Annotated in this window: 27 protein-coding genes; 14 read left to right on the top strand and 13 right to left on the bottom strand. The window is 65.9% G+C overall.

Annotated elements, in window-relative coordinates; all coding sequences use genetic code 11:
• Positions 1-64: 64 nt before the first annotated feature.
• The 3 genes from OCI36_RS03490 to recG form a co-directional block, all read right to left on the bottom strand.
• Positions 65-1,108: a peptidoglycan DD-metalloendopeptidase family protein gene (locus tag OCI36_RS03490; RefSeq protein ID WP_261663690.1), complete on the bottom strand. Its 1,044-nt coding sequence runs from the start codon at positions 1,106-1,108 to the stop codon at positions 65-67.
• A 72-nt stretch (positions 1,109-1,180) separates the two neighbouring features.
• The gene (locus OCI36_RS03495) at positions 1,181-1,690 is read right to left on the bottom strand and encodes a kinase (protein WP_261663691.1); all 510 of its coding nucleotides are present in this window, start codon (positions 1,688-1,690) and stop codon (positions 1,181-1,183) included.
• 1 nt (position 1,691) lies between these two features.
• Positions 1,692-4,088, bottom strand: a complete 2,397-nt coding sequence (recG, locus tag OCI36_RS03500) for an ATP-dependent DNA helicase RecG (protein ID WP_261663692.1) — start codon at positions 4,086-4,088, stop codon at positions 1,692-1,694.
• A 125-nt stretch (positions 4,089-4,213) separates the two neighbouring features.
• Here recG and OCI36_RS03505 point away from each other — a divergent pair, with 125 nt between their 5' ends.
• A complete protein-coding gene (locus OCI36_RS03505) occupies positions 4,214-4,912 on the top strand; it encodes a hypothetical protein (protein WP_261663693.1) in 699 nt (232 codons plus the stop codon).
• A 22-nt stretch (positions 4,913-4,934) separates the two neighbouring features.
• Here the strand turns inward: OCI36_RS03505 and OCI36_RS03510 are convergent, their stop codons facing one another.
• The gene (locus tag OCI36_RS03510; protein ID WP_261663694.1) at positions 4,935-5,771 is read right to left on the bottom strand and encodes an SDR family NAD(P)-dependent oxidoreductase; all 837 of its coding nucleotides are present in this window, start codon (positions 5,769-5,771) and stop codon (positions 4,935-4,937) included.
• A gap of 72 nt (positions 5,772-5,843) precedes the next feature.
• Between OCI36_RS03510 and OCI36_RS03515 the strand changes: the two genes are divergently transcribed.
• Entirely contained in the window at positions 5,844-6,680 is an 837-nt protein-coding gene (locus OCI36_RS03515) for a YdcF family protein (RefSeq protein ID WP_261663695.1), read from the top strand.
• A 100-nt stretch (positions 6,681-6,780) separates the two neighbouring features.
• Here the strand turns inward: OCI36_RS03515 and glmM are convergent, their stop codons facing one another.
• From glmM to gyrA, 6 genes are all read right to left on the bottom strand, one after another.
• Entirely contained in the window at positions 6,781-8,121 is a 1,341-nt protein-coding gene (glmM, locus tag OCI36_RS03520) for a phosphoglucosamine mutase (RefSeq protein WP_261663696.1), read from the bottom strand.
• Between the two features lie 53 nt (positions 8,122-8,174).
• Positions 8,175-8,813 carry a DNA-3-methyladenine glycosylase gene (locus tag OCI36_RS03525; protein WP_261663697.1) on the bottom strand — a complete coding sequence of 213 codons (639 nt, stop codon included), beginning with the start codon at positions 8,811-8,813 and terminating at the stop codon, positions 8,175-8,177.
• A 157-nt stretch (positions 8,814-8,970) separates the two neighbouring features.
• Entirely contained in the window at positions 8,971-9,390 is a 420-nt protein-coding gene (locus OCI36_RS03530) for an organic hydroperoxide resistance protein (protein WP_261663698.1), read from the bottom strand.
• Between the two features lie 133 nt (positions 9,391-9,523).
• A complete protein-coding gene (locus OCI36_RS03535; protein ID WP_261663699.1) occupies positions 9,524-9,937 on the bottom strand; it encodes an Ohr family peroxiredoxin in 414 nt (137 codons plus the stop codon).
• Between the two features lie 154 nt (positions 9,938-10,091).
• Positions 10,092-10,730 carry a helix-turn-helix domain-containing protein gene (locus OCI36_RS03540; RefSeq protein WP_409996711.1) on the bottom strand — a complete coding sequence of 213 codons (639 nt, stop codon included), beginning with the start codon at positions 10,728-10,730 and terminating at the stop codon, positions 10,092-10,094.
• A 384-nt stretch (positions 10,731-11,114) separates the two neighbouring features.
• Entirely contained in the window at positions 11,115-13,541 is a 2,427-nt protein-coding gene (gene gyrA / locus OCI36_RS03545; protein WP_261663701.1) for a DNA gyrase subunit A, read from the bottom strand.
• A gap of 356 nt (positions 13,542-13,897) precedes the next feature.
• Here gyrA and OCI36_RS03550 point away from each other — a divergent pair, with 356 nt between their 5' ends.
• The 3 genes from OCI36_RS03550 to OCI36_RS03560 are packed head-to-tail and all read left to right on the top strand — an operon-like array spanning position 13,898 to position 14,996.
• Positions 13,898-14,245: a roadblock/LC7 domain-containing protein gene (locus OCI36_RS03550; RefSeq protein ID WP_261663702.1), complete on the top strand. Its 348-nt coding sequence runs from the start codon at positions 13,898-13,900 to the stop codon at positions 14,243-14,245.
• The gene (locus tag OCI36_RS03555; protein WP_261663703.1) at positions 14,245-14,661 is read left to right on the top strand and encodes a roadblock/LC7 domain-containing protein; all 417 of its coding nucleotides are present in this window, start codon (positions 14,245-14,247) and stop codon (positions 14,659-14,661) included. The genes OCI36_RS03550 and OCI36_RS03555 overlap by 1 nt, the downstream gene beginning before the upstream one ends.
• Positions 14,658-14,996, top strand: a complete 339-nt coding sequence (locus OCI36_RS03560; protein WP_261663704.1) for a roadblock/LC7 domain-containing protein — start codon at positions 14,658-14,660, stop codon at positions 14,994-14,996. Before OCI36_RS03555 ends, OCI36_RS03560 begins: the two co-directional genes overlap by 4 nt.
• 92 nt (positions 14,997-15,088) lie before the next feature.
• On the opposite strand, the gene OCI36_RS13295 is transcribed toward OCI36_RS03560, so the two are convergent.
• The gene (locus OCI36_RS13295; RefSeq protein WP_315941236.1) at positions 15,089-15,232 is read right to left on the bottom strand and encodes a hypothetical protein; all 144 of its coding nucleotides are present in this window, start codon (positions 15,230-15,232) and stop codon (positions 15,089-15,091) included.
• An 18-nt stretch (positions 15,233-15,250) separates the two neighbouring features.
• Positions 15,251-15,937: a PIG-L deacetylase family protein gene (locus OCI36_RS03565; RefSeq protein ID WP_315941237.1), complete on the bottom strand. Its 687-nt coding sequence runs from the start codon at positions 15,935-15,937 to the stop codon at positions 15,251-15,253.
• A gap of 80 nt (positions 15,938-16,017) precedes the next feature.
• Here OCI36_RS03565 and OCI36_RS03570 point away from each other — a divergent pair, with 80 nt between their 5' ends.
• The 9 genes from OCI36_RS03570 to OCI36_RS03610 all read left to right on the top strand — a co-directional run bounded on the left by OCI36_RS03570 (position 16,018) and on the right by OCI36_RS03610 (position 23,673).
• Complete coding sequence (locus tag OCI36_RS03570) at positions 16,018-16,626, top strand: ParA family protein (protein ID WP_261663705.1); 609 nt, start codon at positions 16,018-16,020, stop codon at positions 16,624-16,626.
• Entirely contained in the window at positions 16,626-16,976 is a 351-nt protein-coding gene (locus OCI36_RS03575) for a hypothetical protein (RefSeq protein WP_261663706.1), read from the top strand. Before OCI36_RS03570 ends, OCI36_RS03575 begins: the two co-directional genes overlap by 1 nt.
• Positions 16,977-17,861, top strand: a complete 885-nt coding sequence (gluQRS, locus tag OCI36_RS03580; protein ID WP_261663707.1) for a tRNA glutamyl-Q(34) synthetase GluQRS — start codon at positions 16,977-16,979, stop codon at positions 17,859-17,861.
• Positions 17,862-17,943: 82 nt separating this feature from the next.
• The gene (locus OCI36_RS03585) at positions 17,944-18,315 is read left to right on the top strand and encodes a phage holin family protein (RefSeq protein WP_261663708.1); all 372 of its coding nucleotides are present in this window, start codon (positions 17,944-17,946) and stop codon (positions 18,313-18,315) included.
• Positions 18,312-19,211: a pantoate--beta-alanine ligase gene (panC, locus tag OCI36_RS03590; RefSeq protein ID WP_261663709.1), complete on the top strand. Its 900-nt coding sequence runs from the start codon at positions 18,312-18,314 to the stop codon at positions 19,209-19,211. The genes OCI36_RS03585 and panC overlap by 4 nt, the downstream gene beginning before the upstream one ends.
• Before the next feature lie 129 nt (positions 19,212-19,340).
• On the top strand, positions 19,341-20,489 hold the full coding sequence (locus tag OCI36_RS03595; protein ID WP_261663710.1) for a type IV pilus twitching motility protein PilT: 1,149 nt from the start codon (positions 19,341-19,343) through the stop codon (positions 20,487-20,489).
• Positions 20,490-20,742: 253 nt separating this feature from the next.
• Positions 20,743-21,210: a transcription elongation factor GreA gene (gene greA / locus OCI36_RS03600; protein ID WP_261663711.1), complete on the top strand. Its 468-nt coding sequence runs from the start codon at positions 20,743-20,745 to the stop codon at positions 21,208-21,210.
• Positions 21,211-21,407: 197 nt separating this feature from the next.
• A complete protein-coding gene (gene malQ / locus OCI36_RS03605) occupies positions 21,408-22,982 on the top strand; it encodes a 4-alpha-glucanotransferase (protein ID WP_261663712.1) in 1,575 nt (524 codons plus the stop codon).
• A gap of 145 nt (positions 22,983-23,127) precedes the next feature.
• On the top strand, positions 23,128-23,673 hold the full coding sequence (locus OCI36_RS03610; protein ID WP_261663713.1) for an isoprenylcysteine carboxyl methyltransferase family protein: 546 nt from the start codon (positions 23,128-23,130) through the stop codon (positions 23,671-23,673).
• A gap of 37 nt (positions 23,674-23,710) precedes the next feature.
• Here the strand turns inward: OCI36_RS03610 and pgi are convergent, their stop codons facing one another.
• Positions 23,711-25,345, bottom strand: a complete 1,635-nt coding sequence (gene pgi / locus OCI36_RS03615) for a glucose-6-phosphate isomerase (protein ID WP_261663714.1) — start codon at positions 25,343-25,345, stop codon at positions 23,711-23,713.
• Positions 25,346-25,409 lie beyond the last annotated feature (64 nt).

Consider the following 25,409-nt stretch of genomic DNA (forward strand, 5'->3'; position numbering starts at 1 on the left):
AGGGCCCCGGCCTTGAGCGTGGGTTGGGAGAAGCGGGGCGCGGGCCAGCTTGCCCGGCGCCGGCTCAGGGCAGCTGCTGGCCCACCCAGCGGGCCGGGTCCACCGCCTCGCCGCGCAGCCGCATTTCCAGGTGCAGGTGCGGGCCGGTGGAGTAACCGGTCGAGCCGACCTCGCCCACCTTCTGACCGCGTTTCACCGTCTGTCCAGGAGCCACCTCGATTTTGGACATGTGAAAGTACATGCTGAGCAGCCCTGCCCCGTGGTCAATCACCACCAGGCCGCCGCGCACTGGGTAAGTGGCAGCCAGCACCACCCGGCCGCGGTTTACCGCCTGCACGCGGGTGCCTTTCGGCGCTGAGTAGTCCATACCGTAGTGGTAGTTGATCTTGGCGCCGGCCCGCTCCCGCCGTGGCTGCCCGAAGCCCGAGGAGCGCCGCCCACCCTGAATGGCGTTGGTGAACGGCTCGGTCCAGACCGGTGCCCCGCGCAGCTCGTAGGCTTTCTCCACGGCGGCGGTTTCCTCGGCGCGGCGAGGGTCTTGCAGCACGCTGGCGATGCTGGCCGGCATGTTGAGGTTCTGCACCGGCTGCCCCAGCGGTCCCACCGGAAACTGCCCGCTGGCACTCTGGCTGCCCAGTTCTACTTCGTAGCGCACCGGGGCGCTCTGGCCCAGCACCACCCGGCCCAGAATCACCTGCTGTCCGCCCAGCTGCACCGGGCTGAGCCACTCGCCCGGGCGGCGCACGTCCTCGTTCAGCTCGGAGGGAAAGCGCACCCGCGCCCGCGCCGCATTTTCGCCGCTCAGCCGCAGCACGAAGGGATCACCTTCCTTGACCCGGGCCGGAGCCTGTACCTGCACACCCGGCAGGCTGGCGCTCACCGCCGGGCTGGGGGCAGCCGGCGCGGTCGCGCTGCCGGGCAGCTGCAACACCTGCCCCACGCTCAGCGCGCTGCCGCTGAGGTTGTTGGCGGCCTGCAGAGCGTCCACGGTGGTGCCGCTGGCCTGGGCAATCCGCCAGAGCGTGTCGCCGGGCTGCACGGTGTAACTGGCAGCCAGGGCAGGGGAGAACAGGAGCAGGGCGGTGGTCAGGGTGGCGGCTCGTTTCATGCGGGCCAGTGTAGTGGGTAGAGATGAAGAGGCGCTGACGCAGGCTGCTCCTGCCCCTCCTGGCCAGGCGTTTCAGCCTAGCTGCCGCTCTCCAAACGCCTGGCGGGCAATCCGGTCTGCCGTCTCTTCCAGCGAACTCTCCGGCCCGATGATCTGTTCCGCCGCAAAAGGCAACACATCCCGCTCCTGATACCACTGGCTCATCTGCTCTGCGCCGAACTCTGCCGCCTGGGGCCGGGCGGCGTGGCGGCGCACCGTTTCCTCAAAGGAGAGGTCAAAATAATACCAGTGCCCACCGAAGTCGCTGTGTAGCCGCTCCAGCATCGGCGCATAGTGGCGGCTTTGCAAAATGCCTTCCAGTACGGTGACATAGCCGGCGTCCAGGCAATAGCGCACATTGGTTTCGATCAGCCGGATGTTGTGGCCGTCTGGAATGTCGTGCTCGCGCAGCAGCACCCGCCGCAGATAGTCCTGCTCCACCCAGGCCAGCCCGTAGCCGTACCGCTGACGCAGCGCCCGCGCCACCGAACTCTTGCCGCTGCCGGAATTGCCGCGCAGCACGATCAGGGGCGGGCGTTTCACCTCAGATCACTTCCCGGAAGGCCACGCTCTGGCTGCGGTTTTGCAGTTCGCTTCTCAGGTATTGCAGGCGCGGGTGTTCCAGCCGTGGATCATTGGACAGGATGTGCTTGGCAAGCCTCCGGGCCTGCTCGATCACTTCGGCGTCATTGGCGAGGTCGCCCAGCCGCAGGTCCGGAATCCCGCTCTGACGGGTGCCCCGAATCTCGCCGGGACCGCGCAGCTTCAGGTCGGCTTCGGCAATCACGAAGCCGTCGGTGGAGCCTTCGATGATGCGCAGGCGCCCCTCGGTTTTCTTGGTCATCTCGCTGGCAATCAGCACGCAGTAGCTTTTGGCGCTGCCGCGTCCTACCCGCCCGCGTAGCTGGTGCAGCTGGCTGAGGCCGAAGCGCTCGGCGTTTTCGATCACCATCACGCTGGCGTTGGGCACGTCCACGCCTACCTCGATCACGGTGGTAGAAACCAGCAGGTCGAACTCGTGGGCGCGGAAAGCGTCCATCACCGCGTCCTTTTCGGCGGCCGTCATCTTGCCGTGCAGTAGCCCGGTGCGGGCTTCGGGCAGCATCTCGGCCAGGTTCTGGGCCAGTTCGGTGGCGGCCAGCAGTTCCAGGTTCTCGTTTTCTTCAATCAATGCCGTGACCACGTAAGCCTGGCGGCCCTGGCGAATCTGGCCCATCACGAAGCCGTAGGCCTGAGTGCGGTAACCGTCCTGAATCAGCTTGGTTTCCACCGGCGTGCGGCCCGGCGGCAGCTCGTCGATCACGCTCAGTTCCAGGTCACCGTAGGCGGTCAGCGCCAGCGAACGTGGAATCGGTGTGGCCGACATCACCAGCACGTCGGGGCGGGATTCCAGCAGCCGGCGGCGCTGCATCACCCCGAAGCGGTGTTCCTCGTCGATCACGGCCAGCCCCAGGTGGTCGAACTGCACGTTCTCCTGAATCAGTGCCTGGGTGCCCACCACGATGTCCACCTCGCCCAGCGCGATGCGGCTCTGCATGTCCAGCTTGGCTTTGGGCGTCATGGCGCCCACCAGCAGGCCTACCCGCACGTCCAGCGGTTCGAGGTAGCCGCGCAGGTTGGCGTAGTGCTGCCGCGCCAGGATTTCGGTGGGGGCCATCAGGGCGCCCTGGTAGCCGTCGCGCACCGCCAGATACAGGGCGCAGGCGGCCACTGCCGTCTTGCCGGATCCCACGTCGCCCTGCACCAGCCGCGCCATCTGGCGGTCGGAGCGCATTTCCTCCACGATTTCGCCCAGCACCCGCCGCTGTGCCCCGGTAAAGCGGAACGGCAGCGCTCCTTCGAAGCGGTCGATGTCTTCCGGGTGCGCCTGGAAACGCTTGCCCTGAAGCACGGCGTCCTCGCCCTGCAGCAGCATCCGCAGTTCCAGAAAGAGGTACTCGTCGAAGCGCAGCCGGCTCATTGCCCGCGAGAGGTGGGCTTCATCGGCCGGGAAATGAATACCCTGTAGGGCGTCGGCCAGGGTGGTCAGGCCGTACTCGCGCCGCCAGTGGGCCGGCAGGTAGTCGTCCAGCGGCGCGGCCTGCAGCGCCCGCCACGCCGCGCGCCGCAGAAATTCCTGACTGACCCCTTCTTTGGCGTCGTACACCCCCACGATGCGCCCGGTGCTGAGGCTGCCTTCGGCGCTGTCCAGACTTTCGAGGTGTTCGGCAGCCAGCTGTGCGGTGCGTCCGAACTTTTTGACTCGCCCGGTCACGATGACGCGGGCGCCCTCGCGCAGCTGCCGCTCCATCCAGGGCTGGTTGAACCAGGTGGCCTTGACCCGGCTGCCGCCTTCAGTTTCCAGGGTGGCTTCCAAAATGGTCATGCGTGGCTTGGGCGTGCGCTTGAAGCGGCTGACCACCACGCCCTGCACCGTGACTTTCTGGCCCTCATCCACATTCATCAGCGAGGGCAGCGCCCGGCGGTCCTCGTGGCGGTGCGGGTAGTAGTGCAGCAGGTCGCGCAGGCTGTAAAGGCCCAGGCCCTTGAGCTTGCGTTCGCCGCCGCGCCCGCTGTCCAGCCGCTCGATCGGCGCGTCGATGGGCAGCCGCAGCCCCCCCTCGCCGGCCGGCGCCGGGGGCACCGTTTCGCGGGTCTGCGCCTGGGCCCGTGTCCTGGCCGGTGAGCGCTCGCCGCTGGCTGCCCCCTTGTGAGCCGGCCGCTTCCCCTGGGCTTTTTCCTCCAGGGCTTTCAGCGCCCGCTCCAGCGCCTGTTCCCGCTCGGGCTCGCTCCAGCCCGCGTAGCCGTCGAGCAATTCACGGACCTGCGGAAAAGGGTTCGCCAGTGGCCCGCGCAGCAGCCCTTCCAGCCCGCCGGCCACCACGCGGTTGTGGCACCCGGAACGCAGTTCCAGGGTCAGGGGTTTGGCAAGGCGCTGAGCGAGTTCGGCAACGGTCGGCACGGGAAAAAGGCTAGCAGAGCCGGCCCTGCCTGAAGGTGCTCTCTCTTCCGCCCAGGAGCCGTGCGGTTACAATCGGGACCGGTGAGCAGCGGCGCAGGCTAGGGCCCGCCCCGAGGTGTGCCCCCGTGTCCCAGATTTTCCTCCGTTCCATCTGCACTTTTCCGGTCGAGCGCGGTCATAACCCGCTCGACATCGAACTGTGGGCGCAGATGTTCGAGGGCTGGTACCTGGAATATCTGCCCGAAGATCCCCCCACCCGCGACGCGGCGGAAGTGATTGAGCTGGTGCGCCAGGAGGACCGCGACGAGGTGCGTGAGGGCGCGCTGGTGTTTGCCCGCTGGCCGCAGTCCACCCACCCGGTGCTGGCGCTGGTCAACCTCTCGGCCGACCGGCGGCTGATCACGGTGCGGATTTTCGGCGAGCAGCTGACTGAGGTGCAGCAGCAGGCCGAGGCCGTCACCGCCCGAATGGTGAACGACCCCAGCTTGAAAGTAGGCCCCGGCACCCGGGTCAATATCGCGCTGGACGTAAACAGCCAGCGCATCGAGCTGACCAGCGGCCGGGTGCGGCGGCGGCGCGGCGGGGCCGTGCGCAATTTCTACGCCAACAACAAGTATCCGCTGAACGTGACCCTCAGTGTGCTGGTGCTGGCGCTGTCGTTCGTGGCGCTGACCACCCCGGCCGGCCCCTACACGCCAGTGGGCAAGCTGTACGACCTCTCGGGCCGGCTGCTCTCGGCGGTGCTGTTCAATACCCTGCTGATGCTCTCGCAGTTCATCTATTTTGCCCGCCACCGCAATGTGATCGAGTGGGAGCGGGCCTGAAATTCTTACCGGCGGGACCCGGTTACAGCCCCAGCCGGCGCAGATAGCCCTGGCAGGTCTCCCAGGTGTCCAGCGCCAGCCCGTCGTCCAGCGCTGCCGCTGAGGGCGCCGCCAGCCGGCAGCGGTTCCAGTAGCTGCCGTTCACACTCAGCTGGGGCGTGGACGCCAGAAACACACTGGTCTGTGCGCCTTCTTCCGGGGAGATGGCAAAGCGGTCCACCAGCTTCCAGAGCGCGGCTTGCAGGCTGGCATTGTTCCCGTTAAAGCCGCTGCGGACCACGCCGGGATGCAGGGCGGCGGCTGTCAGCCAGGGTTCACGGCGGGCCAGTTCACGGGTCAGCAGGACGGCAGCCAGTTTGGACGCGTTGTAGGCGGGCCAGGGCCGGTAACTGTGCCTCTGCTCCGGGTCGTTCAGGTCCAGCCGGCCCATCCGGTGCGCCTCCGATGCCACCATAATCATCCGTGGGTCCGGCGCGGCGCGCAGCAGCGGCAGCAGTTCGCGGGTCAGCAGGAAGGGTGAAAGCACGTTCAGCGCCCAGGTCATTTCCAGTCCCTCGCGGGTTTCCTGCCGGGGGTCGAAAATCCCTCCCGCATTGTTGATCAGGGTGTCCAGCAGTGGCTCGCGGCGGCGGATGTCGGCAGCGACCGCCGCCACCTGCTGCAGTTCGCTGAGGTCGGCCTGAAAGGTGGCTGCAGCGCCGACCTCGCGGGCCACTGCTGCCAGCTTCTCCGGGTTCCGGCCCAGCAGCAGCACCCGGGCGCCCCGCCGGCTCAGCTCGGCGGCTGTGGCCCGGCCGATGCCTTCGGTGGCGCCGGTAATCAGAATGGTCCGGCCGCTTAGGGAAGCATGTCCAGTCATCTCTGCAGCATAGAGTCTGTGCCGTTCGTGCGCCCCTCTCTGGCCCGGGTTCCCGCCTTATGCTGTGCGGTGATGTCCGCGCCTGACCCGCTCCCCCCTGACCTGCCTGCCCGCTCACGTTCAGCCCTGCGGCCCGGTTACCTCTGGTCCTGGCTTGGCGCCGGTCTGGCGGCAGGTGTGCTGCTGTCCAGCCTGCTGATTCTGGTGGGCTACGGGCCTTTTGGCGCGCTGGCGCTGCCGCTGACCGGCCTCGGGGCGTTGCTGGGGCTGTGGCGTCCGGGCCGCTGGCTGCTGCGGGCTTTGCTGGGCGCCGCCGCGCTGGTGTACGCTGCTGCGCTGTTTACCCCGCTGGTGCCACATGCGATGGCGGCCCTGACTGAGGCCCAGGCTCCGGCGCCCGCCGACGCCATCATCGTGCTGGGCGGCGGCCTGAACTGCGCCGAGGGCACCCCGGCACCGGCCAGTGCCGCCCGCCTCAGCCGCGGCATCGACCTCTGGCGGGCCGGGTACGCGGAAACGCTGGTGCTCAGTTCGCAGTCGGATGTGCTGTCGCCGGCCAGCTGCCCCCGCCTCAGCGACCTGGAAGCGGCCCAGCTGCGTCGCTGGTTCGCGGTCCCGCCCCGGCTGCTGACCCTACAGAACGTGACCGACACCGCCGACGAGGCGCGGCAGGCGGCTGGGCTGGAAGCGCAGCATGGCTGGAAACGGGTGCTGCTGGTGACCAGCCCATCGCACTCGGCCCGCGCCGCCGCACTGTTTCGCCGCGAACTGAAGGCCGAAGTCCTGAGTGTTCCGGCTGAGGAATGGAGTTTTTCTCCCAGCGGCCTGACCGCTTATGACCGGCTGCGCGGCCTGAACGTGGTGCTGTATGAAAGCTTGTCGCGGGTCAAGGCACGGCTGCTGCGCTGAGGCCGGCAGCGGGGCGCACATAAAAAGCGCGCAGGAAGAAAAAAAGGAGGGCCAGACCTTATCTCTCAGTCTGCCCCTCCTGGGCGGTCTGCGGCGGCGTTCAGCCTGCTGCCGCACCGCCGCGCGCCCGGACCACGCCGGCCAGCCGCTCGGCCACATCCATGATCTCGGTCTGGTCGGGGCCTTCCACCATCACCCGGATCAGCTGCTCGGTGCCCGAGGGCCGCAGGTTCACCCGGCCGCGGCCCGACAGCGTCGCTTCAGCCTCGCTCACGGCGGCCTGCACCTCAGCGTCGCCGGCAATCGCTTTCTTGTCGGCCACCGGCACGTTGATCAGGGTTTGGGGAAACATCACCAGTTCGTCGTACAGGTCGTCCAGGGTGGTACCCAGCTGTTTCATGCTGCCCAGGGTCAGCAGGGCGGTCAGTACGCCGTCGCCGGTAGGGGCCACATCCAGAAACAGCATGTGCCCGCTCTGCTCGCCGCCCAGGCTCAGTCCCTTGGACTTCAGCCGCTCGTGCACGTAGCGGTCCCCCACGGCGGTACGCTCCAGCGCCTTGGCTTCGGCGCGCAGCTTCACTTCCAGAGCCATGTTGGTCATGATGGTCGCCACCACGCTTTCCTCGCGGCGGGCGCGGGCGTTCAGCAGCAGCATGTGGTCGCCCTGCACCATGTTGCCGCGCGAATCCACCAGCAGGGCGCGGTCGGCGTCCCCGTCAAAGGCGATGCCCAGGTCGTATTCGCCCTCCGCCACGATCAGGCGCAGGTGGTCCATATGGGTGGAGCCGCAGCCCCGGTTGATGTTGCGGCCGTCGGGTGTGGTGTAAATGGCGAACACGTCGGCGCCCGCCGCCTGAAATACCTTGGGGGCGATGCGGTATGAAGCCCCGTTGGCACAGTCCAGCGCAATCTTGAGGCCGCTGAGGTCCGGCGCGTGTTCGCTGAGAAAATTCAGGTAGATCCGCTCGGCCTCGGCGTAGTTGGTCACGCTGCCCATGTCCACGCCGGTCACCGGCTCCAGGTCGCCCACCCGGTCAAGCATGGCCTCGATTTCCAGCTCGGTGGCGTCCAGCAGTTTCTCGCCGTCGAACCCGAAGAACTTGATGCCGTTGTCGGCCGCCGGGTTGTGCGAGGCGCTGATCACCACGCCGGCCTCGGCATTCAGGTAACGGGTCAGGTAGCTCACGCCCGGCGTGGGCAGCACCCCGAGGTGAATCACGTTCACGCCGCGGCTGGTCAGGCCGGCAGCCAGGGCAGCGGCCAGCATGTCGCCGCTCTGGCGGGTGTCCTTGCCGATCACCACGCTGGCCCGGCCCTGGGCGCGGCGGCTAAGCACCTCGCCGGCCACCTGGCCCAGCTTCAGAACCCAGTCGGCGGTCAGCGGGGCCAGGCCGGCCACCGAGCGGACTCCATCGGTGCCGAAATATTTCCGTTCACTCATGGGGGAGATGATACCCGCTTCACGCTCTGCTGGCCGCCGGTGCCCGGCAGTTCTTACTCTGGCGAGTTGTCCAGGGGGCTCAGCCCGCCCAATTGAAGGTCCATGCTCGGCACCCCCGGCGACACCCAGGAATTGCCGCGCAGCACGAAGCGCCAGGGCAGATGCCGGCCCTCTTTGATGCCCACCCGCGCTGTGACTTCCACCTGTTCCGGCGGCAGTGCCCCGGCCCAGTCTAGAAACAGGTCCGGGCGGTCCACCGGCGTGTGCGCCACCTGCCCTGGCACCAGCCCCAGCGCATACACCAGCTTGGCCGGGCCGTTGGTCAGGTCGCGCTCACGGGTGACCGGGCGGTGCAGCAGCATCTGACCCACGCCTTCCAGGGGTTCCAGCGCCCGGATCAGCACGCTGGCGCTGATGCCTTCTTCCCGGCAGCTGACCTGGAGCAGGGGATGCCCGTGCGCTGCCCAGAACAGCCAGTGCCCCGGCGCGATGCTCATCTCGGCGCTGCGGGCGGCATGAAAGCGCCCGGCGGTGCAGGCTGGGTCGCGGGGGCAGTCGTAGGCTTCCGTCTCCACGATGCGGCCGGCCATCTGCTCGCCGTAGCGGTCGGTATGCACCAGGGTGGCGCCCAGCAGTTCGCGGGCCACTGCCACCGGGTCACGCTGAAAGAAGCTGGCCGTGAGCCGGGTCACGCCGGTGCCTGCCACTGCCTGGGGCCCGAGAAGGACAGAATCATGGCCGGTACTCTAGAGCATCGGTCTGCGCTGCCCCCAGCCGCTCAGTAAACCAGTAGGTAGTAGGTCCAGTAAAAAGGCGCCCCCGCAGGAGCGCCCGCTGAGCTTAAGGCTCTTATTCCGCCACGCTGACGGTGGTGTTCATGTTGCCCTTGGTGGCGCGGGAGTAGGGGCAGACATCCAGGGTTTCTTCCATCAGCTGCTGGGCCTGGGCGCGGTCCATGCCGGGGAAGTGGCCTTCGAGGTGAGCGTTCAGCAGAAAAGACACGCTGTCTTTTTCCATGCTCACCGTGGCGGTGATGGTGGCGTCGGCCGGCAGCTGGATGTGGTGGCGGCGGGCCACCAGGCCCAGGGCGCCCTGGAAGCAAGCGCCGTAGCCGGCGGCAAACAGCTGTTCGGGGTTGGTGCCCTGGCCGTCGTCGCCGCCCAGCGCCTTGGGCACGCTGAGGTTGAGGCTCAGGCGGCCGTCTTCGCTCTGGATAGAACCGCTGCGGGCGCCCTGGACTTTGACGGTGGTTTCGTAAAGGTTAGCCATGCGGCCAGTCTAGTTCCGGGGCCGGAGCCGTAAGGTGCCGCATTAACGAAACCCTAATGCGCCACCGCTGTTGCAGGCAGGCATAAAAAAACCGCCCCCCGTAGGAGGCGACCAGAAATCTAAAGAATCAGTCTCAGCCGGCTGAGACACTCAGTTCGGCGTTCTGGGTGGCGCGAGTAATAGGGCAGACTTTCAGGGTTTCGTCCAGCAGGTGCTGCAACTGCTCGCCTTCCACGTCGCTGCCGCTGACCGTAATGTGAATCTTGAAGTCGTAGGCGTCGCCGTTTTCGTGCAGTTCCAGCTCGGTGCTCACCTGGGTGTCGGGCGACAGGCTGATTTCCTGGCGCTTGCTCACGATGCCCAGCGCCGCCTGGAAGCAGGCGGAGTAGCCGGCAGCCAGCAGCTGTTCGGGGTTGGTGCCTTCGCCGCCCTCGCCTCCCAGTTCGACCGGCAGGCTCAGGGGAAGATCAATGCGGCTGTCGTCGGTGGCGACTTTCTCTCCGGCGGCGCCATAAGCGGTGGCATGAGCGGTATAAAGTTTTGGCATGGCTTCAGGATAGGCTCCGGCCAGCCAGAATAAAAGCTGCCGGACTTGCTCCGCCCTTTATCAAAGTAGCATCAAAAGAGTATCCAGTACGGCAAAAAAAGCCGCCCGGTACGTGACCGAGCAGCTGAGGGAGAGGAGAAGCGAGGGGGCTTGCTCAGCCGGCCGCGATGTCGGCCAGAGCGTCTTTGTCCTTGAGGGTGATCTTGCCGTAGCCAGCGCTGATCACACCGTCGCGGCTGAGTTCGCCAACCACTTTGGTAACGGTTTCGCGCACGCTGCCGACAGCGGCGGCCAGTTCATCGTGGGTAGCGTAGATCATGGTTTCACCGCTGTCCAGCTGGGTGGCCAGGGCAGTGTCCTTCAGTTCCAGCAGCTCGGCGGCGATGCGGGCGCGCAGACGCTTGCCGACCAACCGGAAGATGCTTTCATAAGCGCGTTCCAGGGTCTTGACCAGATGGCCGGTGACCATCAGGTTGTCTTCGCTGCTCATCAGTGCCGGGTTGATCACGTCCACCGCCGAGTCGGTCACGGCTTCGGCAAAGTAGGCGCGTTCGGTGCCGCTGAGGGCTTCTTCACCGAAGTATTCGCCGGGCTTGACGTAACGCAGGGTCAGGCCATTGCCGTCGTCGTCCATGGTGTGAATCCGGATCAGGCCGCTCTGAACGCGGTACAGCATGTCGCTGGGGCCAGGGTACAGAATGACGGAGCCGGGGCGGTGGGTCACGGTATCCACGTAGTTGTCGCTCAGAGTCTTGGTTTCGGTCATATCGCTCTGGTGGGTCAGTTGAGTCATCGAGGTCTCCTTAAGAGGTCCTGTGAAGGTGAGAAGTGAAAGTTGGTGCGAAGGCGATTCTGGCGCTCTAGCTGCTTGCCAGGAATCATTCCTATCACTGACAACAGTGTACACCTACATCACATTCTTGTAAACACTTTTGTTGGGTCAAACGTGCTTCATGCCCTCTTAATTCTGCTGATCCCAGAATAACGCCTTCCAAAGTCGCTGTGAGACAAAGAAAAAGCTTCTGGGATGACTCTCTGCTCTGTGACTGCCGGTCTGGCAAGCGCAATCAACAGTGCAGACATAGTGACGGTGATCTCGATCTGACGCTGTGAAAAAGACCCCTGCAGGTGGAGGGCCTTTTCTTTAGGGAGAGGTGGGCGGATTTGTCCCCAAAGCTTATAGTTCGTCTTCCTTGCGGATGGGGAAGGCGCTGATCACACAGTCCTTGTCCGACAGGTTGATCACCTTCACGCCCTGAGCATTGCGGCCGGTGACCCGAACCTCTTCCACCCGGGTGCGGATGACCAGACCGCCCTGGGTCAGCACCATCAGTTCTTCGTTGCCGTCTACCCGGGCCAGCGTGACCAGCCGTCCGGTCTTCTCGGTCACGTCCAGGGTAATCACGCCCTGGCCGCCGCGGCCCTTGCTGGGATAGTCGCTCACCGGGGTGCGCTTGCCCAGGCCATGTTCGCTGACGGCCAGCAGTTCACTGTCGGTGTCCTGCGGAACCAGCGCCATGCTGACCACCCGGTCGTCGCCCTTGAGGCGAATACCGATCACACCCTGGGTGGCGCGGCCGGTGTCGCGCACCTCGCTGGCCGCGAAGCGCATGGCCTTGCCTTCCTGCGTCGCCAGCACGATATCGCTGCCGTCCTTCACGATGCCCACCGAGATCAGCTCGTCGCTGCCTTGCAGGTTAATCGCGATCAGGCCCGCAGAGGTGATGTTGCCGTAATCGGTGATGCGGGTGCGCTTGACCATGCCGTTCTTGGTGGCAAAGACGAACGAGCCTTCTTCGTCAAAGCCCTTGATGCTCTGCACCGAGGCGATGTTTTCGTCCTCGCGCAGCGAAGGCAGCAGATTGCGGATGTGCGAGCCCTTGGCGTCACGGGCGGCTTCGGGCAGATCGTAGATTTTCTCGTGGAACAGCCGGCCCTGGTCGGTAAAGAACAGCATGTAATCGTGGGTGGAGCCTACGAATACGCGGGTGTTCACGTCTTCCTCGCGCAATTTACCGCCGCGCGAGCCTCTGCCGCCACGCGACTGGGCGCGGTAGGCGTCCAGGGTGGTGCGCTTGAGGTAACCGGCCTCGGTCATGGTGATCACCATGTCTTCTACGGCGATCAGGTCTTCCTTGGAGATGTCCTCTTCCAGAGCCGTGATGGCCGAGCGGCGCTCGTCGCCGTAGCGGTCGCGGATATCGCGGATTTCCTTCTTGATTTCGCGCCACAGCAGCTTTTCGTCGCCCAGAATGGCGCGCAGGCGGGTAATCAGCTGCTGGAGGTCGTCGTATTCGCTCTGCAGCTTTTCGCGTTCCAGACCTACCAGTCGCTGCAGGCGCATGTCCAAGATGGCCTGGGCCTGCGGCTCGCTCAGCTCGAAGCGGGCCATCAGGGCGTCACGGGCTTCGGCGCCGGTGTTGCTGGCGCGGATCAGCGCGATGACCTCGTCAATATGGCCCAGCGCCTTGATCAGCCCTTCCAGGATATGGGCGCGCTCTTCGGCCTTGCGCAGCTCGTATTGGGTGCGGCGGGTCACCACTTCGCGGCGGTGATCCAGGAAATAACGCATGGTGTCGATCAGTGGCAGCACCCGCGGCTCGCCGTTCACGATGCTGAGGTTGATCACCGTGAAGGTGCTTTGCAGCTGGGTGTACTTGTACAGCTGGTTCAGGACCAGAGTAGGAATCGCGCCGCGCTTGAGTTCGATGACGATACGCACCGGCTCTTTGCGGTCCGATTCGTCGCGCAGGGCCGAGATATCGGGAATCTTGCCGGCCTTGTACATCGCCGAGATGGTCTGAATCAGGTTGGTCTTGTTGACCTGGTAGGGAATCTCGGAAATCACGATCTGCGAGCGGTTGTTCTTTTCCTCGATGCGGGCCTTGCCGCGCACCTTGAGGCTGGCGTGCCCGGTGGTGTAGGCGTCCTGAATGCCCTGCTTGGCAATCCGGCCGCCGGTGGGGAAGTCGGGGCCCTGCACGTGCTCCATCATCTCCGGCAGGGTGATGTTGGGGTGATCGATCAGGGCCAGCAGGCCGTTGCTGATCTCGGTGAGGTTGTGCGGCGGGATGTTGGTCGCCATGCCCACGGCGATGCCCGAAGCCCCGTTGATCAACAGGTTGGGCACGGCGGCCGGCAGCACGCTGGGTTCCTCGGTGGTTTCGTCATAGTTGGGCTTCATGACGATGGTTTCTTTTTCCAGGTCGGCCAGCAGTTCCTCGGCCAGCTTGGTCATGCGGGCTTCGGTATAACGCATGGCGGCAGGCGGGTCGCCGTCGATCGAGCCGAAGTTGCCCTGGGGGTGCACCATTGGGTAGCGCATGTTCCACCACTGGCCCAGACGCACCATCGCGTCATAAATAGAGGAGTCGCCGTGGGGGTGGTACTTCTTCATCACTTCGCCCACCACGGCCGCCGACTTGGCGTGCTTCTGGTTGGCGTAGAGCCCTTCGAGCATCATCGCGTACATGATCCGGCGCTGCACCGGCTTGAGGCCGTCGCGCACGTCGGGCAGCGCCCGGTCCACGATCACGTTCATGGCGTAGTTGATAAAATTGGTTTTGACTTCAGAGGTGATGTCAACGGGATGGATTCCGGTCATGCAAACTCCATTCTGTGCTGGGCCGGCCACGCCGCGCCGAGGTGGCAAACGGCGAAAACGGCCCAGCCGGGGCAGGCGGGAAGGCGGTACCGGGCGCGGCCCCGGGAGGCCCGGGCGCGGCGGTTATTCTGTAAAATTCTAACAGAACCACAAGAATTATGCTACTGGCGTAACGAGTCGCCTCCAAAGACTGACCGTATTCTAGCGCACTTGGCCCCGGAATACGCCGCAGAGCGGGTTCTGGGGCGCAGGGCTTCCGGGCGCGGGGTAGAGCACGCGGGAGCAAGGCCGGCACCATTTTTTCCGGGTCCGGACGTGACAACCATGACAGCTCACTTTCTCTATGATGCGGAGCAATGCTAAACGAACTCACACAACTGGTCAGGGACGTGGACGGCGCCTGGGCAGCCGCCATTGGAGGGCTTGACGGCCTGCTGGTTGAGGGCCACAGCGCCGCCGAAGTCAGCCTGGACCTGCTGGTGGCCGAGCACGCCGGGCTGCTGCGGGCCGCCAGCGACGCTTACGCCATGGTCGGCGGCGGCGCGGCACGCGAGCTGTATATCCGCGGCGAACAGCTGAGCGTGTTCTTGCAGCCGGTCAACGCTGAATTTTTCGTGTTGCTGGCCCTGGACAGCCGCGCCAATCTGGGCCAGGCCCGTCTGTACGCCCGCGCCACCGCGCAGCAGCTGGCAGGTGAGCTGTAATGGCGCCCCGTCTGGGCAGCCTGCGTGAATTGCCCGGTGTCTCGGCCGCCGCGCTGGTGGGCCGCGACGGCCTGCCGCTGGCCGCTGCCGGCGAAGGCGCCGACCTGCTGGCTGCCGAGCTGGCCGCGCTGCGTGAGTCGCTGGACCGCCTGGGCCGCCGGCTGGGTGTGGGCGAGGTGAGCCGGGTGGCCTTTACCATGCCGGCGCTGGAAGTGGTGGCCCTCAGCCAGGGTGACTACACCCTGGGAGCGGCGCTGGTGCGCGGAATGGACACTTCCGCCGCGCAGCAACGGCTGGCCGCGCTGATGGATGAGGTGCTAGCCCAGTTGCCCCACCTGGCACCGGCGGATGGGCAGGCCCAGAACCTGAATCCGAATCAGGGCCTGAATCAAAGTCAGGGCGAGGTGCCGGCATGACCCAGCTGCTGCTGGATTCCTTATTGGAAGGGCGCGGTATTCACGCGGCGGCACTGTATGGCAGCGATGGCACGTCGCTGGCCGAGGCCGGTGACGTGGGCAGCGGCCCGACCATTGCTAGCCTGCTGGTGCCGGCCCGCGCGATTGTGCAGACCTTGCAGCAGACCCTGAACGCCCAGGGCTGGAACGACCTGCTGCTGGACCTGGAAAGCGGCCCGCTGCTGCTGACACCCGGGCAGGACGGACAGGTGCTGGCAGTGGCTTTTGATGACCTGTCCAGCCTGGGTCGGGTGCGCCTGAGCGTGCGGCGGGTGCTGGAAAACCTGCCCGGCTGAGGCGCGGCTGGAAAGAGAGAGGAAAAGAGCAGGGGCCGCTTAATTCTAGGCGGCCCCTGCGCGTTATTTGATTTGCGGCGTCTGCTCCCGCTTTAGCGGCTGAGGTCCACTCCACTCAGCAGTTCGGGCAGCGGGAAAGAGGAGATGGGCGTGCGGGTGCCGCCCAGTGAGAACCATTCCTGGTCCACCATCCGCTGCTCGAAGTCGGTGCGCTGCTCGGGGCTTAGCCGGCCCATGGCGCTGCCGGGTCCCATCTAGGTGCCGTGCGCGGCCAGCGCAGCCTTTTTCTGCTCGGCGTAGGCGGCTACGTTCATCTTCACGGCGGCGGTTGCTTCGCTGATGCCGTAGCGCTCGGGTTCCAGTTCGCGGGTGGGGTCCATCATGTTCAGGTTGCGGGCCACCTCGCTGGAAAAGACGGTGTAGTACAGCCGCTGCGGGCCGCCGTAGGGGAGATGTCCGGTTGAGAAGAAAGCGCTCACCGTGGCCCGCTGCATTTGCAGGTGGTCCACGTGGCCGTAGCCGCCGTGGGGATCAAAGGTGATCAGGACATGCGGGCGGCGCTCTTCAATCAGGGCGCGCAGCTTGTCCTCGATATCCAGCACGTCCACGTTCATCAGGGCCAGCGGGTCGTCGTGGCGGGTGCGCTCGAAGCGGCCCGAGTCGTGGTAGCCCAGAAAGACCGGTACCGGAATCCCGATGGCCTGGCAGGCCGCCCGCAGTTCGGCCTCGCGTTGCTGGCCCAGGTCGGTGACGGTCATGCTGGGATCGGTCATCTTGCCGGCCTCGCCGCGGGTAGCGCACACCAGCGTGATTTCGGCGCCGGCCTGGGCGTAGGCGGCCAGCGTGCCGGCCACCGCAAAAGCTTCGTCGTCGGGGTGAGCGAAGACGGCCATGATGCGGGCGCCTTCGGCCTTCAGGGAGAGAGGTTGAGCAGAAGTCATGCCGCGCAGTGTAGCGCTGCGCCGGGCGGGCCAACGTGCCGGGCAGCCCCAGCCATAGGGCGCCGGGGTACAGTGCTGCTATGCCCAAGATCATTGCCATCACCTCGGAAAAGGGAGGCGTGGGAAAAAGCACGCTGGCGGTTCATCTGGCCGGAGCACTCAGTGAACGCGGCCTGGAAACGGTCCTGATTGATGAAGATGGCCGGGTGGGCAGCTCGCTGCGCTGGAGCCGGCGCGGGCCGGGGCTGCCGTTTCCGGTGCTGGACCCGGACGATGTCAAGCCCAAGCGGCTGGCCCGGCTGGACGCGGTGATCGTGGACACCGAGGGCCGCCCCCGCCGCCGCGACCTACGCGAGCTGGCCGAGCGGGCTGACCTGATTCTGGTGCCCAGCGGGGTTTCGCCGCTGGAGCTGGACGCTGCCCAGGAGCTGATGGGCTTTCTGGGCAGCGAGCCCGGCGCGGCCCGGCGCAGCATGGCGGTGCTGACCCGGGTGCCGCCGGTGGGCCGCGCTGCCGAAACCGCCCGCGAGGACCTGCGTGACCTGGGCATCCGGGTGGCAAACACGGTGGTGCGCCAGTACGCCGCTTACCAGAAAGCGGCCGAACAGGGCGTGCTGTGCCGCGACGTGCGCGATGAGCGGGCCGCCGCCTGGGACGACCTGCTGGCCCTGTCGCGCGAGGTGCTCTGATGTCCCGCTTCGGGTATCTGGACAGCGAGACTGGAAAAAAAGCAGCCAAAAAGGCGGCCAAGAAAGCCAGGAAACTGGACAAGGACGCCGGCCACGGCAAAAAGGGCAGCCGCCACGCCGAGGACCCGCTGGAACGCGGACAGGTGGAAGTGGTGTACGTGCGCCGCGAAACTATCCGGGCCGCCTGGCGCGAGCTGAAAGCGGAAGGCGGCGAAAGCCTCAGCGAGCTGGTGGATGATTTGTTGCTCGGCTGGCTGCAGGAACGCCAAGATGCACAGATGGCAGCTGCCGGCGGCCGGGCAACCGCGGAGGATGCAGCAGACGCGGAAGATGTGGAGGATGACCGCTAGATGCCTGAACTTGCCGGGGAGCGGCGGGTAGGCCGCTACGCTCCCAGCCCCACCGGGGCGCTGCATCTGGGCAACATCCGTACTGCATTGCTGGCCTGGCTGCACAGTCGCGCCTTGGGCGGCCAGCACCTGCTGCGCTTTGAGGACCTGGACACCGGCCGGGTCAGACCGTGGGCTTACGACGTGACCCGGCGCGACCTGGAGTGGCTGGGCCTGGACTGGGACGCCGAATACCGCCAGTCGGAGCGGCTGGAACACTACGCGGCGGCAGCAGCGCGGCTGGACACCTACCCCTGCACCTGCACCCGCCGCGAGATTCAGGCGGCGGTGCAGGACGCTGCCGGAGCGCCGCACGGCACCGAGCCGGTATATCCCGGCACCTGCCGCACTCACCCCCACGACCCGCAGCGCCCGGCTGCCTGGCGCTGGCGGGTGCCCGACTGGCATATCTGCGTGCAGGACAGCCTCAGCGGCGAGACGCTCTGCCAGTCGCTCCCGGCCGAGGTGGGCGACCCCGTGCTGCACCGTAATGACGGAGTCTACGCCTATCACCTGGCAGTGGTGGTGGACGACGCTGCTATGGGCGTCACCGACGTGGTGCGCGGCGCCGACCTGTGGCCGGCCACCCCACGCCAGGCCGCTTTGCAGCAGGCACTGGGTTTCCCCCGGCCGCAGTACTGGCACGTGCCGCTGATGACCGATTACCGTGGTGAACGCCTGGCCAAGCGGGGCGGCGCACCGGCGCTGCGCGACCTGCGCGACGGGGGCACTGTGACGCCCGGACGGGTACTCGCTGAGCTGGCCCGCTCGCTGGGCTGGGCGGTGCCGGCCGAGGTCACTGCCCCCGAACTGCTGTCGCTGTGGCGGGAGCAGGCGCGGCTGTAAGGCTTTTTCAGGGCCGTTTCGGCTGACCAGGGTGAAAGCTTGCAGCAAGTTACCTTTCCCTGAGCGGCAGTATGCTGGCACTATGAGATTCCTGCTGAATCTGATCTTGAGTGCCCTGTCGCTGTATGCCGTCACCCGGATGTACAGCGGAGTGAATTTCGCGCCCGGCACCGAGTGGCCGCAGGTGCTGCTGGCCGCCCTGGTGCTGGGGGTGGTCAACGCCCTGGTCCGGCCGCTGCTGGGGCTGCTCTCGCTGCCCATCACCATACTGACTTTCGGGCTGTTCACCCTGGTGCTCAACGGGCTGATGCTGTGGCTCACGGCCGAATTTACTGCGCTGGACGTGAATGGTCTGGGGGCCGCCATCGTGGGCTCGGTGCTGCTGAGCCTGGTCACCTGGGTGCTGAACGCCATTCTGGACGCCCTGGCGATTGACAGGACCCGCCGTCTGTGACGGGCACCTCACCTGCTGGCCTCTGGACCGTCACCACCCCCGCCGAGCTGCGCGCCGCCCTGAAAGACGCCCACCGCCAGGGGCAGAGTGTGGGGCTGGTGCCCACCATGGGCTTCCTGCACGAGGGGCACGCTGCGCTGATTCGCCGCTCAGCCGCCGAGAACGCGCTTACGGTGGTCAGTGTGTTCGTGAATCCCACCCAGTTCGCGCCCAGCGAGGACCTGAGCAACTATCCGCGTGACTTGGCCCGCGACCAAGCGTTGGCACAGGCTTCCGGCGCAGCGCTGCTGTTTCATCCACAGCCGCAGGACATCTACCCGGCCGGCCACGCCACCACGGTCAGCGTGGCGGGGCTGAATACTCGCGTCGAAGGGGCTTCGCGGCCCGGGCATTTTGATGGGGTCGCCACCATCGTACTGAAACTGTTACAGCTGGTGCAGCCGGCCCGAATCTATTTCGGAGAGAAAGACTGGCAGCAGCTGGCAGTGGTGCGCCGGATGGTGGCCGACCTGTTCGTGCCGGCCGAGGTGGTCGGTGTGCCGGTGGTGCGCGAAGCGAGCGGGCTGGCCCTCAGCAGCCGCAACAGTTATCTGTCGGCGGAGCAGCAGGCGCAGGCCGCGGTGATCTCGCGGGCGCTGCGGGCCATTCAGGCGGCCTATACGGCCGGCGAACGGGACACAGCGGCTTTGCTGGCGGCCGGGCAGGCAGTGCTGGCGCAGGAGCCGCTGGAACTGGACTACTTGCACCTGCTGGACGCTGAGCTGCACCCCTTGCAGGGTCAACTGAGCCCCGAACAGGCGGCCGGCGCGCGGCTGGTCTTTGCCGGCCGGCTGCATGGCGTGCGTCTGATCGACAATATGCCGCTGCTGGCAGCTGAAACTTCTTCGGACATCTAAAGACCGCAAGTTGCCCGGCACGGCCCGGGCAGCTGCGGCATACTGAACCGTGACCGTACTCTCATATGTGCGCTGGCCCCCGGGCACGGCGGGCATCCGGAAGCTGAGCGGTCCCCCGCAAGGAGTCTTATGTTCCGAATCGACGAGCTGCTGATAGAAATGATCAATGCCGGTGCCAGCGACGTGCACCTTCAGGCTGGAAGCCCCCCAATGGGCCGGATCCACGGGGATCTGGTGCAGTTCGGCTCCAAGGTGCTGCGCCCCGAGGATACGGCTGCCTATGCCCAGGCCCTGCTGAGCCCCGAGCAGTGGGAGGATTTCGAGTTCCGCAATGAACTGGACGCCGCTTACAGCCTGGCGGGACACGGGCGCTTCCGAGTCAACGTGTTCCGGCAGCGCGGCTCGGTGGGCATCGTGCTGCGGGTGGTGCGCGACCAGATTCCCGACTTCGAGACCCTGGGTCTGCCCCAGGAGGTGATGCGCACCATGGCCGAGTCGCCGCGTGGCCTGATTCTGGTGACCGGCCCGACCGGCTCCGGCAAAAGCACCACCCTGGCCAGTGTGCTGGACCACATCAACCGCACCCATGCCCGGCACATCATTACCATAGAAGACCCTATCGAAATCATGCACCGCAACCGCAAATCCATCGTGGTGCAGCGTGAGGTCGGCGTGGACACCCGCGATTTCCGCACTGCACTGAAATACGCCATGCGCCAGGACCCCGACGTGATCATGATCGGGGAAATGCGTGACAAGGAAACGGTGGAAGCGGCCCTGACAGCGGCGCAGACCGGGCATCTGGTGCTCAGTACCTTGCATACTCAGGACGCCCTACGGACCATCAACCGGGTGATCGATTTCTTCCAGCCGTACGAGCGGACCGAGGTGCGCAACCTGTTTGCCGAATCGCTGGTGGGCATCGTCTCGCAGCGCCTGCTGCGCCGCGCCGACGGGCACGGGCGCGCCCTGGCCACTGAAATCCTGCTCGGCACGCCGCTGGTGGTGGACAGCATCAAGGAAGAGGACAAGACTCCTCTGATCAAGGACGCCATGCTGGAAGACAACCTGCGCGGCATGCACACCTTCGACCAGCATCTGGCGCAGCTGTATATGCAGGGCGTGATCAGCATGGAGGAGGGCCTGGAAGCCGCCACCAGCTCGCATGAATACCGGCTGCTGGTCACCAAGGCCGATTTCGAGGGTGAAAAAGCTATCGAGAGCGACCAGGGCTACAATCGGCCCCAGGCCCACTCCCAGACTTTCGGCCGGCGCTAGAGCATTTGACAAAAGGCTGTGCCAGCTTTTTGGCGAGCGGACTGGTACAGCTCGCAGAGAGCGAGTACAAAACAAAGAGCAGGACGGACTTGCAAAGCTGCGGAGCAGAGAATGGAGCGGGTGGCGGTGATGTTCCGGCGCACGCGTAATTCGGAGAACTGCTCTAAAGCTCGGAAGGGCCGCAGCAGATACGGGAGGAGACACCAAAAAACTGTCTCCGTGTCCCTGAGCCGGCCCGCTATACTGAAATGCTATGACAGCTCCCAAAATCTCGATCACTCAGCGCGGTTACGACCGGCTGAAAGAAACCCTGCACTTCCTCAAGACCACCCGCCGCGAACAGATCAGCGAAAACATGGGCCGCGCCATTGAGGACGGCGACCTGCGTGAAAGTGCCGCCTACGACGAAGCCCGCATGGAGCAGAGCGAGAACGAGGCCCGCATCCGTGAACTGGAAGACCAGCTGGAGCGCGCCGTGATCGTGGCGGAAGATGCCGACAGCGGCGCTGGCCTGGGTGCCAAGGTCAAGGTCCGCAGCGGCAAGACCGAGCGCACTTTTGAACTGGTCGGCACCTTTGAGGCCGATGTGCGCGCCGGCAAGGTGAGCGACGCCAGCCCGATTGGACAGGCACTGATGGGCGCCCATCCCGGCGAACGGGTGCAGGTGCCCGGCCCCAAAGGCAACATGGAATTTGAGGTGCTGGAAGTCACTTACGAGTGAGCCTGCCGTGACCCGGTACCCCCTGTGCCGTGCCGGTTCCTCTGGCCGGAACAGCCGGCGCTGACCTGCGGAGAATGCTTTAGCTTTAAGCTGATCCGCAGGTTTGTTGTGTCCTGCTTGCTGCGGCTTCATCACGCTGCACAGGCTTTTTCCGTTTTTTCCGCCTTTTCGACTTGTTCTCTTTGGAGTGTCCTGCCATGACCCAGACCCCTGCCCTTTCTGACAGCCCCAGCGCCGGGCTGACCGACTGGCCGCGTTCCAGCGGCGTGCTGCTGCATCCCACCTCCCTGCCGGGGCCCTACGGCCTGGGCGAACTGGGGCCCGAGGCCCGGCAGTGGGTGGACTGGCTTCAGGAGGCCGGGCAGACCTACTGGCAGATTCTGCCGCTGGGCCCGACCGGTCTGGGCGACAGCCCCTACCAGACACTGGGTGCCTTTGCAGGCAACCCGCTGCTGATCAGCCTGGCCGAGCTGAAAAGCTGGGGCCTGCTGAAAGAGGAAGACCTGATGACTGGCCCCGAGCAACACCCCGAGCGGGTGGATTTCAGTGCCCAGACGGTCTGGCGCGGTGAGTTGCTGTGGGCCGCCTACCGCCGTTTCCAGGCGGGGGAAGGGCAGGTCAGCGCCGAGGAGTTCACGGCCTACAAGGCCGCCCAGGCCAGCTGGCTGGACAATTACGCGCTGTTCCGTGCCCTCAAGGAAGTGCACGGCGGCGCGCCCTGGTATGCCTGGGAAAGCCAGTACCGTGGGCGCGACCAGGCGGCGCTGACCCGTTTCCAGCAGGAACATTTCGATGTGGTGGAGCATATCCGCTTTATTCAGTTCCTGTTTGAGCGGCAGTGGCAGGCACTGCGGGCCTATGCCGGCGAGCGCGGCGTGCAGATTATCGGGGACCTGCCTATTTTCGTGGCGTTGGACTCGGCAGATGTCTGGGCGCACCAGGACCTGTTTGCGCTGGATGAGCAGGGCCAGCCCGAGGTGCAGGCCGGCGTGCCGCCCGATTATTTCGCGGCCGACGGCCAGTTGTGGGGCAATCCGCTTTACCGCTGGGACCGGATGCAGGCCCAGGGCTTCGACTGGTGGGTGGGCCGCTTTGCCCGCAGCCGCGAGCTGTATGACCTGATCCGGGTGGACCATTTCCGCGGCTTTGAAGCGTACTGGGAGGTGCCCTACCCGGCCGAGAATGCCCGCGGCGGCCGCTGGGTGCCGGCCCCCGGCCGCGAGCTGCTGACCGAGGTGCGCCGCCGCCTAGGCGACCTGCCCATCATTGCCGAGGACCTGGGCGTGATCACCCCGGCGGTGGAAGAGCTGCGCGACGAGTTCGAACTGCCCGGCATGGTGGTGCTGCAGTTCGCTTTTTCCGACGAGGACTTCTGGAACAGCCCCTTTTATCCGGCCAACATCGTCCGCAACCGGGTAGTCTACAGCGGCACCCACGACAATGACACCACTCTGGGCTGGTGGCGCACCGCCTCTGAGCTGGAAAAGCATCATTTCCGCTCCTTTACCAGCTCGGACCCCGCCGAGGAAGAGGTGCCCTGGCAGATGATGGGCATTGCCTGGCACAGCCGCGCCCGCACAGCGGTGGCTCCCCTGCAGGACCTGCTGGCGCTGGGCAGCGAGGCCCGCATGAATGTGCCGGGCAGCGCCACCGGGCACTGGGGCTGGCGGGTGGACGCTGCCGCCCTGACCCCCGAGCTGGCCGCCCGTCTGCGCGACCTGACCGAAGAATCCGGCCGCCTGAACAGTGCGGCCCCGGCCGCCCGCGACTGAGCTGGGTTGCCCGGGCCTGAGCCGGCCCTGTCAGCCAAAAGAAAAGAAGAGCAGGAGCCGCGCACACTGTCTAGCTGGTGCCGGGACTCCTGCTTTTTCTGCTCTTTCCCTGTGGTGGCCGGCCGGATGGTCTACCCTGAACCTCATGCGTTTCCGACTGCCGTCCGCCCGCCGCTTCGCCCCTTACCTGTTCGGCTTCCTGACCGTGCAGCGCCTGCTGGAACTGCGGGTGGCCCGCCGCAACGAGGCCTGGGCCCGGGCGAACGGGGCGCAGGAATACGGGCAGGAGCACTACCCGGCTTTTTTCGTGCTGCATCCCAGCTGGATGGCGTTGACCCTGTTGGAAGGCCGCCACAGCCGTGGCCGGGTCAACCTGCCGGCCCTGCTGGTGTTTGCGCTGGCGCAGCCGCTACGTTACTGGGTTATTCGCACTCTGGGGCGCTACTGGAACACCCGGATTCTGATTGTCCCTGGCGGGGAGCGGGTGCGGCGCGGCCCTTTCCGCTACCTCAAACATCCCAATTACGCCGTGGTGGCGTTGGAAATGGCCTCGGCGCCGCTGGCGGTCGGAGCCTGGCGCACTGCGCTGGCTTACAGCGTGCTGAATGCTGCGTTGCTGCTGCTGGTCCGCATTCCCGCCGAGGAAGCGGCCCTGCAGGAGTATGCCAAGCAAACCGGCCAGGCCGGCTAAGAACAGGCGGACGCCCACGCCGCCTGCCCTCAGGGTATTAGCGCTCCTGACGGTACCACTCGATCAGGGCGTTGGTGGAAGAATCGTGGTGCAGTTCCTGATCACCATTCAGTTCCGGCACGATCTTCTGCGCCAGTACCTTGCCCAGCTCCACGCCCCACTGGTCAAAGGAGTTGATGCCCCAGATGGCGCCCTGCACGAAGACCTTGTGTTCATACAGGGCGATCAGGGCGCCCAGGCTGCGCGGCGTCAGCTCGCGGGCCAGCAGGGTAGATGACGGGCGGTTACCTTCAAAGCCCTTGTGCGGCACCAGTTCCTCCGGCACGCCGCCGTCCGCGCGCACCTGCTCAGGAGTCTTGCCAAAGGCCAGCGCCTCGCTCTGGGCGAACACGTTGGCCATCAGCAGGTCCTGGTGGGTCAGGTCTTCTCCCTCCTCGCCGGCCGGCAGTGGGTTGAGGCTGCGGGCAAAGCCGATAAAGTCACACGGAATCAGCCGGGTGCCCTGGTGAATCAGCTGGTAAAAGGCGTGCTGCCCGTTGGTGCCGGCCTGTCCCCACACGATGGGGCCGGTGTCAAACGCCACCCGCTCGCCTTCCAGGGTCACGTGCTTGCCGTTGCTTTCCATGTCCAGCTGCTGAAGGTAGGCGGGAAAGGAGCGCAGGTACTGCGAGTAGGGCAGCACCGCCAGCGAGCAGGACCCCAGGAAATTCTGGTTCCAGATGCCGGTCAGCGCCATCAGCGCCGGCAGGTTCTGTTCCAGCGGTGCCTGGGCAAAGTGGCGGTCCATCTCGTGCATGCCGGCCAGGAATTCGCGGAACTGCTCCGGGCCTACGCTGATCATCAGGCTCAGGCCAATAGCGCTGTCCACGCTGTAGCGGCCGCCCACCCAGTCCCAGAAGCTGAACATGTTGGCGGTGTCTATGCCGAAGCGCTGCACTTCCTCCGCGTTGGTGCTGACTGCCACGAAATGCCGCGCCACTGCCGCTTCATCGCCCAGCGCGTCCAGCAGCCAGCGGCGGGCCGTGTGGGCGTTGGTCATGGTTTCCAGGGTGGTAAAGGTCTTGCTGGACACGATAAACAGCGTCTCTGCCGGATCGAGGTCCCGCACCTTCTCGGCAAAGTCGGTGCCGTCGATGTTGGAGACGAACCGCAGCGTCAGGTCACGGTCGCTGTAGTGTTCCAGCGCTTCGGCGGTCATTACCGGCCCCAAGTCACTCCCGCCGATGCCGATGTTCACCACGGCGCGGATGCGCTGGCCGGTAAAGCCACGCCACTCGCCGGAGCGGACTTTGGCGGCAAAGTCGGCCATCCGGTCCAGCACCGCATGGACCTGTGGCACCACGTTCTCGCCGTCCACCCGGATATCGGCGCCCCGGGGGGCACGCAGGGCAGTGTGCAGCACGGCGCGGTTTTCGGTCACGTTGATTTTCTCGCCGCGCAGCATGGCGTCCCGGCGCTCTTCCACGCCGCGCTCGCGGGCCAGGCGGAACAGGGCGGCCAGAATCTCGTCGTCTACCCGCTGCTTGGAGTAATCCAGGCGCCAGCCGGCGCCCTCGGCGCTCAGGCGTTGGCCGCGCTCCGGGTCGGCGGCAAACAGGTCCTTCAGGGTGGCGCGTGGCCCGGCAGCCAGGTTGCCGAGGGCCTTCCAGGCGGCAGTTTCGTTCGCTTGCATGCGCCCAGCATAGGACCGCAGGACTGCCCGGCGTGGTCAGCGGACATTAAGCTGCGTAAAGGGA

It is taken from the genome of Deinococcus sp. Marseille-Q6407 (genome assembly GCF_946848805.1).
Taxonomy (GTDB): Bacteria; Deinococcota; Deinococci; order Deinococcales; family Deinococcaceae; genus Deinococcus.

Coding starts and splice junctions, on each gene's coding strand:
- OCI36_RS03565 (WP_315941237.1), bottom strand. CDS start 15,937: ATGACTTCTGCTCAACCTCTCTCCCTGAAGGCCGAAGGCGCCCGCATC.
- OCI36_RS03575 (WP_261663706.1), top strand. CDS start 16,626: ATGTCCCGCTTCGGGTATCTGGACAGCGAGACTGGAAAAAAAGCAGCC.
- OCI36_RS03530 (WP_261663698.1), bottom strand. CDS start 9,390: ATGGCTAACCTTTACGAAACCACCGTCAAAGTCCAGGGCGCCCGCAGC.
- OCI36_RS03585 (WP_261663708.1), top strand. CDS start 17,944: ATGAGATTCCTGCTGAATCTGATCTTGAGTGCCCTGTCGCTGTATGCC.
- malQ (WP_261663712.1), top strand. CDS start 21,408: ATGACCCAGACCCCTGCCCTTTCTGACAGCCCCAGCGCCGGGCTGACC.
- OCI36_RS03570 (WP_261663705.1), top strand. CDS start 16,018: ATGCCCAAGATCATTGCCATCACCTCGGAAAAGGGAGGCGTGGGAAAA.
- OCI36_RS03535 (WP_261663699.1), bottom strand. CDS start 9,937: ATGCCAAAACTTTATACCGCTCATGCCACCGCTTATGGCGCCGCCGGA.
- OCI36_RS03490 (WP_261663690.1), bottom strand. CDS start 1,108: ATGAAACGAGCCGCCACCCTGACCACCGCCCTGCTCCTGTTCTCCCCT.
- greA (WP_261663711.1), top strand. CDS start 20,743: ATGACAGCTCCCAAAATCTCGATCACTCAGCGCGGTTACGACCGGCTG.
- OCI36_RS03610 (WP_261663713.1), top strand. CDS start 23,128: ATGCGTTTCCGACTGCCGTCCGCCCGCCGCTTCGCCCCTTACCTGTTC.
- OCI36_RS03555 (WP_261663703.1), top strand. CDS start 14,245: ATGGCGCCCCGTCTGGGCAGCCTGCGTGAATTGCCCGGTGTCTCGGCC.
- gyrA (WP_261663701.1), bottom strand. CDS start 13,541: ATGACCGGAATCCATCCCGTTGACATCACCTCTGAAGTCAAAACCAAT.
- OCI36_RS03560 (WP_261663704.1), top strand. CDS start 14,658: ATGACCCAGCTGCTGCTGGATTCCTTATTGGAAGGGCGCGGTATTCAC.
- OCI36_RS03540 (WP_409996711.1), bottom strand. CDS start 10,730: ATGACTCAACTGACCCACCAGAGCGATATGACCGAAACCAAGACTCTG.
- pgi (WP_261663714.1), bottom strand. CDS start 25,345: ATGCAAGCGAACGAAACTGCCGCCTGGAAGGCCCTCGGCAACCTGGCT.
- gluQRS (WP_261663707.1), top strand. CDS start 16,977: ATGCCTGAACTTGCCGGGGAGCGGCGGGTAGGCCGCTACGCTCCCAGC.
- OCI36_RS03595 (WP_261663710.1), top strand. CDS start 19,341: ATGTTCCGAATCGACGAGCTGCTGATAGAAATGATCAATGCCGGTGCC.
- glmM (WP_261663696.1), bottom strand. CDS start 8,121: ATGAGTGAACGGAAATATTTCGGCACCGATGGAGTCCGCTCGGTGGCC.
- OCI36_RS13295 (WP_315941236.1), bottom strand. CDS start 15,232: ATGGGCCGGCTAAGCCCCGAGCAGCGCACCGACTTCGAGCAGCGGATG.
- OCI36_RS03510 (WP_261663694.1), bottom strand. CDS start 5,771: ATGACTGGACATGCTTCCCTAAGCGGCCGGACCATTCTGATTACCGGC.
- OCI36_RS03550 (WP_261663702.1), top strand. CDS start 13,898: ATGCTAAACGAACTCACACAACTGGTCAGGGACGTGGACGGCGCCTGG.
- OCI36_RS03515 (WP_261663695.1), top strand. CDS start 5,844: ATGTCCGCGCCTGACCCGCTCCCCCCTGACCTGCCTGCCCGCTCACGT.